Origin of the sequence: Ruegeria sp. MALMAid1280 (genome assembly GCF_049195285.1) — a bacterium.
Lineage (GTDB): Bacteria > Pseudomonadota > Alphaproteobacteria > Rhodobacterales > Rhodobacteraceae > Ruegeria.
This window is the reverse complement of sequence record NZ_JBMIRT010000015.1, coordinates 1-5,732: the sequence shown is the minus strand read 5'-3', so window position 1 is coordinate 5,732 and position 5,732 is coordinate 1. Positions and strand designations below refer to the sequence as shown.

General features: G+C 56.6%; 5 protein-coding genes and 1 pseudogene. 1 reads left to right on the top strand and 5 read right to left on the bottom strand.

Going from position 1 to position 5,732, the window contains the following annotated elements; all coding sequences use genetic code 11:
• From ACOQFT_RS00170 to ACOQFT_RS00155, 4 genes and pseudogenes are all read right to left on the bottom strand, one after another.
• A pseudogene (locus ACOQFT_RS00170) lies at positions 1-189 on the bottom strand (histidinol dehydrogenase); the annotation flags it as partial.
• A gap of 54 nt (positions 190-243) precedes the next feature.
• A complete protein-coding gene (locus ACOQFT_RS00165; protein WP_421596053.1) occupies positions 244-1,533 on the bottom strand; it encodes a TRAP transporter large permease in 1,290 nt (429 codons plus the stop codon).
• Between the two features lie 3 nt (positions 1,534-1,536).
• A complete protein-coding gene (locus tag ACOQFT_RS00160) occupies positions 1,537-2,028 on the bottom strand; it encodes a TRAP transporter small permease (protein ID WP_421596052.1) in 492 nt (163 codons plus the stop codon).
• 25 nt (positions 2,029-2,053) lie between these two features.
• Positions 2,054-3,037, bottom strand: coding sequence for a TRAP transporter substrate-binding protein (locus tag ACOQFT_RS00155; protein WP_421596051.1), 984 nt, complete (start codon positions 3,035-3,037; stop codon positions 2,054-2,056).
• A gap of 581 nt (positions 3,038-3,618) precedes the next feature.
• Here ACOQFT_RS00155 and ACOQFT_RS00150 point away from each other — a divergent pair.
• The gene (locus ACOQFT_RS00150; RefSeq protein WP_421596050.1) at positions 3,619-3,966 is read left to right on the top strand and encodes a transposase; all 348 of its coding nucleotides are present in this window, start codon (positions 3,619-3,621) and stop codon (positions 3,964-3,966) included.
• Positions 3,967-4,424: 458 nt separating this feature from the next.
• On the opposite strand, the gene ACOQFT_RS00145 is transcribed toward ACOQFT_RS00150, so the two are convergent.
• The gene (locus tag ACOQFT_RS00145; protein WP_421596049.1) at positions 4,425-5,162 is read right to left on the bottom strand and encodes a hypothetical protein; all 738 of its coding nucleotides are present in this window, start codon (positions 5,160-5,162) and stop codon (positions 4,425-4,427) included.
• Positions 5,163-5,732 lie beyond the last annotated feature (570 nt).

The following is a 5,732-nucleotide window of genomic DNA, read 5'->3' as shown; positions in this document are numbered from 1 at the left end:
AATCTGTTCCTGGCTCAGGCGGAAGCTTTCCGGCGAGTAATTGTCGAACTTCTCCGACAGTTCGCGTACTGCCGCATCTCCGCGGGTTTCGATGTCCTTCAGCGTCGCCTCGACCACGGCGCGGGTCCTGGCGTCATCCTCGGCCCGGTCGGCCTCGGGTTTGCCGCGTTTCAGGTATTCGACGGTCATTATCTGGTCCTTTGTTTTAACTGGGGAGGCACGCGCTGGCGCACCTGTGATTTGTTACAGGCCGTAGTCCAGGAAGGCGCGCGGCAGAGCGAGCGTCAGCCAGGGTACGAACGTGATGATCAGAAGCGCCACGATCATGGCGATGACCCAGGGAAAGATCTTGCGGGCGATTTTGTCGAAGCTGACCTGCCCTACCTGCGCCGCCATGAAAAGGTTGGCGCCCAACGGTGGCGTAACGAACCCGATGGCCAGCGCCACGATCATCACGATACCGAAATGTACCGGATCGACGCCCAGCTGGAGCATGATTGGAAGCAGAACCGGCGTCAGGATCACGATGGCTGCAAGCGTTTCCAGGAAGGTTCCCACCACTAGCAGCAGCGCAATGGCAGCAATCAGCACGATGGCTTTGCTTTGGGTCATCGACAATACGAATTCGGCGAGTTCGGATGGGATTTTCTCGAGTGCAATGATCCGCCCAAACGAAACAGATGCCCCGATGATCACCAGCACGGCGGCCACCAACATGGCGGATTCCAGCATCATCTTCGGAATGTCGCGCAGCGGCAGCTCGCGATAAACAAAGCAGCTGACGACCAGCGCATAGACAACCGCCACGGCGGAGCTTTCGGTTGGAGTCACGACACCGGAATAGATGCCACCAAGCACGACCAAGGGCATGGCCAGCGCCAGTTTCGCATCGTTGAGCGCGGTCCAGACGCTGCCTTCGTAGACGTGCGCCTCACCCCGTTCTGGATCGCGGCGGCGGTGCAGGATGTTGTAGACGATCAATGTCAACGCGATGACCATGCCTGGCACGATCCCAGCCATGAATAGCGCGGTGACCGAAACGCCGCCAGCAACCGCATAAACAATCATTACCACCGACGGCGGAATCATAACGCCGAGGCCTCCGGCCGAGGCTACCATGGCGGCCGCATAAGCCCTGTCGTAGCCCCGTTGCACCAGCGCCGGTATCATGGCAAGGCCGATTGCCGCCACTGTAGCAGAGCCGGTGCCCGAGATCGCTGCAAAGAACAGGCACGACATGATCGTCACCGTGCCGAGATCGCCCGGCGCACCGCCAAAGGCGCGGTCGGCCACCGCGATCAGCCGTTTCGAAATCCCACCATGGGCCATCATCGAGCCCGCAAGCGTAAAAAGGACCACTGCTATCAGTGTGAAACTGTCGATACCTGATACCAGCCCCAGAGCATACATGTCTGGACTGAGAAAGGGGATGTAGGCGATGGCCAGAAGACTGGCAGAGCCGAGCGCGATGCCGATTGGGACGCCGATGATTAAGAGCAGAAAGAAGCTGCCGAAGAGAATCGCTGTTGTCATGGCTCAGATATCCGTTTGTGGGCCGAGGCGGGTGTCGTTGTGAACCACTACGCGCCAGAGCGAATGCCCCAGCCGGAGAACACTGAGCGCACCTGAAAGGATGATGGCGGCATAAAGCACGCTCAACGGCCATTCGGTCGAGCTGAGGATCTTGCCGCGCTCTAGTGCCTGCTGAGTGATCACGACCCCCAGCCAGCAAACCACGATCGAGTAGACAAGAAAGACCAGTTCAGCGAGGGCAAAGACCCAGCGGCGCAGGCCGTCGGGCAGCATGTCGAGGATTACCGTGACCCGCATGTGACGGCGCTCCCGGATTGCATAGCTGACACCGAAATAGATCATGTAGACAAAGCAGAATCGGGCGAGCTCGTTCGCCACTGCAATAGATGTGGAGAAGGCGAAGCGCGCGATTACATCGGCGAAGACCAGGATGATGATGGCGCCGAGCATGATCACGATGACCGTGGGTTCGAGCCATTTCTCAAGATGTCGCATTCGCCTTCCTCCTTCTGTTACCCGCTTATTTCGACACTGCGGTCATGAAGGTGTCGTAGAATTCGTCACCCACCTTGGCCCGGACATCGGCCTCGATCGCACCGTTCATGGCTTCACCCAGGCGCTTCTTGTCCTCGGCCGGCAATTCGTTGATGATCAACCCGGCTTCCTCAAGTTCGGCCAGGGTTGCCACATTGGCCGCGGCGGTCAGCTCTCGTTGCTTCAGCACGGTTTCGCGGGCCACTTCGTCGATCAGCGCGCGGTCTTCATCCGACAGGCTTTCGTACCAGTTCAGATCTGCCATCCAGAGTTCCGGCCAGTAGATATGCCCGGTCAGTGAGACGTATTTCTGCACTTCGAAGAAGCGTTCAATTATCATCGAGGAAAGTGCACTTTCCTGACCGTCGATTAGCCCCTGCTGCAGCGAAGAGTAGATCTCGCCCCAAGCCAGAGGCACTGGCACCGCGTCAACCGCCCGCCATGCTTTGATCGCAATCGGGTTGTCGGCCGAGCGCATACGTAGCCCGGCAAAGGATTCGTAGCTGTCAAGCGGTGCACGCGAATTGGTGAAGCTGCGGAAACCCAACTCCATGAAGCCCATATTTTTTAGACCGCGCTCTTCCATGGCGGCCGAGATTGCCTGGCCGGCTTCTCCGTCCAGAAGCGCGCGCGCTTCATCCTCGTTTTCAAAAAGCAGGAATTGGTCCAAAATGGCCAGTTCGTCGACGGCGGCGCTCAGATGCACCGAGGCACCGGTGGTCATGGTGATATTGCCCGACTGCACCAAGTCAGTCATTTCCTTGACACTGCCGATCTGGCCGCCCGGGAAGATTTCGACCTCAATGCTGCCCTCCGAGCGCTTTTCCAGTTCTTCCTCGAAAAAGGTTAGCGCTTGGTGGATCGGCGAGCTTTCCGGAGTGGCGTGGCCAATGCGGATTGTGGTGTCGGCGATTGCCGAACTGGCAAGCAGCGCAGAAATGCCTACGGCGAATGCAGTGATCTTATACATAGGTCCTCCTTGGGGTCAGATTTGCGGGCCCCCGCGCATGCGTGCGCTAATGGGCCTGCAGTTGCGCCGCCGGGATACGGATCGACGTCTTGATTGTGAAATCCTCGTGCCGCGGGCTCAGATTGATCCGAGGCTGCAACACCATCCTATATTGGCTTGCAGCTTGCTTGTAGGGGCGAATCTCCCACCAGTCAACTAAAATTGCAAACGTTTGCAACGCGCGAGTTTTCTTTATACTAGAAAAATATGTTTTTTTACGCACTTCCACCAAACGTAAAAGAAATCTTTTGGATATTGCGCAAACGCTTTCACTGCGACATGCTACATTTTGATCTGCTGGCGCAGCGAGACAGATACAGAACAGCAGAAGTGACAGGAGAGAGTTCAATTGACAGGTTCCGATGCGTAGCTGGCCCTCCGAATTGACTGCGGGATGCTGGGATGCCTTTCATTTTCAATGCGTCGCGGCGGGATAGGTTTGCAAAGGCAAAGTACCGCGTGACGAACTGGGCTTAATACAACGAGGCGCTCTGCCGGCGTGGTGAAGGTACAGTCTGGTTTGGCGAGGACGCGGTGTCTGGATGGTGCGCCAGCGCTCAAGCAAGCGTGGCGGTCAGCAGCGATACTCCGATCTGGCGATCGGGATGTGTCTTACCTTGCGCGGGGTGTTCGGCCTGCCGCTCCGGCTAACTCAGGGTTTTGTGCGCAGTCAGTTGCAGCTCGTGGAACTGGATCTCCCCGTGCCGGATTACGCGACGCTCTGCCGGCCTACGCAAACACTTCTGATCGTGCCTGACATCCGCACGGTCGGTGATCCGATCACGCTGGTTGTGGACAGCACCGGATTGCGTGACGTTGGCAGCCGCGACTGGATGCGGGAGAAGCATGATCGCCGCCGGCCTTATTCTGACATTCACGCTGAATGCTGATACCAGTCGGCTGACTGATGCTGCGGCATCATTTGTCGTTGATTCCTCGCTGTTGCGCCAAAGCAAGCGCGACCCATTTTTTGATGAAGCCAGGTAGTTTGGCCCTTAGTCTTGGTGGAATTGCTCTTGCCGTCTTTGGGGTTGTTGAGGTTGGACAATAAACGAGGGTGCATTGTTTACGCAGAACACTGAGATGCAGGGGCGATAGACGTAATGATGATCAAAGCAAACTGCCGCCAGAACACCCCTTGGTATTGCCAGGGTACAAGTAGCCTGGCAACTTGATAGGGATCTGGCACGCGGACTTCATCAGGGCTGACGTCCATAGGTGCCATACGAACAGGCCGGACACATGACCGCAACCCGCGACGATCACGGCGTCAAAAACTCTTGCTGAACAGGGACCGTCCTCACATGGCGTTACCGTCGAAGGTTATAGCTTTCAAAACTCTGCGGCGTCAAAACTCCTGGTTTATCGCACCCGGAAATGGTCGGTCGCGCTCAACGTCCGCAATTGGGGCCAACTTGCGCCGGTTCCCAGTCCACTTGGACGAGATGCGTTCGTATTCCTCGTTCAGAAACTCGGGAGCGACCATATCCGAAAAATCTACCTTCAGGCGCATGTTCGATCCGACCCGGCTGAGTTCTCGGGACCCGTGCCAGAAGCCGCGGAGTTCACAGATAAGCCCGTCGAGGGCGTTACGGTCGAACCGGTAGGCGCGCATCGGAACATAGTCTTCTCCCGGTGCCATCATATGCTCAATATGACCGTCGAATTCTCCGGGATGCAGTTTCATTGCGCCCATGTCCTCAATCCCGGTGGCAAGCAACGCATGGATCGGTCCACGGTTGCCGTCGACACCGTGGGCGATGTAATCCTCAACGGTGCTGTTGTCTCGCAGAATAGCATGGCAATGGACAAGCATGAGCTTGATCATCAGGCCGACGACCCCAATCCCACGCGCCGCAGGATGGACCATGAGGCCGCAAAGTTCCTCCTCACGATGCTGACCATCGGCACCGGTCAGCGTGTCCTGGAGCATTCCGGTGCAGATAATCTGTTTGTCTTTACCGACAACCACATCGTAGAGGTGCCCGCTTCGGGCCGCCTCTTCGAAGATCCGGGACGAGCGCTCGAACAACGTCCCTTCGTTCAACGCTTCCACGAAAATGTAGGGAATACGGTATTCCGTCACTGGCGTCTGCCGAAACGTCAGACCGTCCGCTTCGTTGAATATGGAAGGTCTGCGAAACACCACGTCCTGGATCCCCGATACTGCGCCTTGGAAAATTGTACCATCAGTACAGGTGAATATGAAATTTGCGGGGCGGTTTCACTGGGTGGTTTTGGACGGGTTGCGGATTGGCACGTGTATGAAAGCGCTGCCAACGCATTCTTTCGATTATGCGTAAAACTCGCCTGTTTTACGCCTCAGTGTCGCAGGTTGCATATTGTTTTATAAAATCCGATAAGTATCGCTTATCAGGTTTGATTGATTTCTCCGATACTTCGGCGCAAAATAATGCTCATGAAACCTCCTGTCCCCTGCCCTTTCCGCTGAAGACCAGGTGGCGCTGACCGATCTCTATGTGCGTGGCACGCCGGCCAATACGCTGCGCACCTATGATCGTTTATCGAACGGATCGGTGGCCTGTTTGAGGATCGGATGTTTTTTTTGTGATATTGGTTGCGGGGAGAGGATTTGAACCTCTGACCTTGGGGTTATGAGCCTGATGAGGTGAAGACGTTAAGCAATTGATCCGGG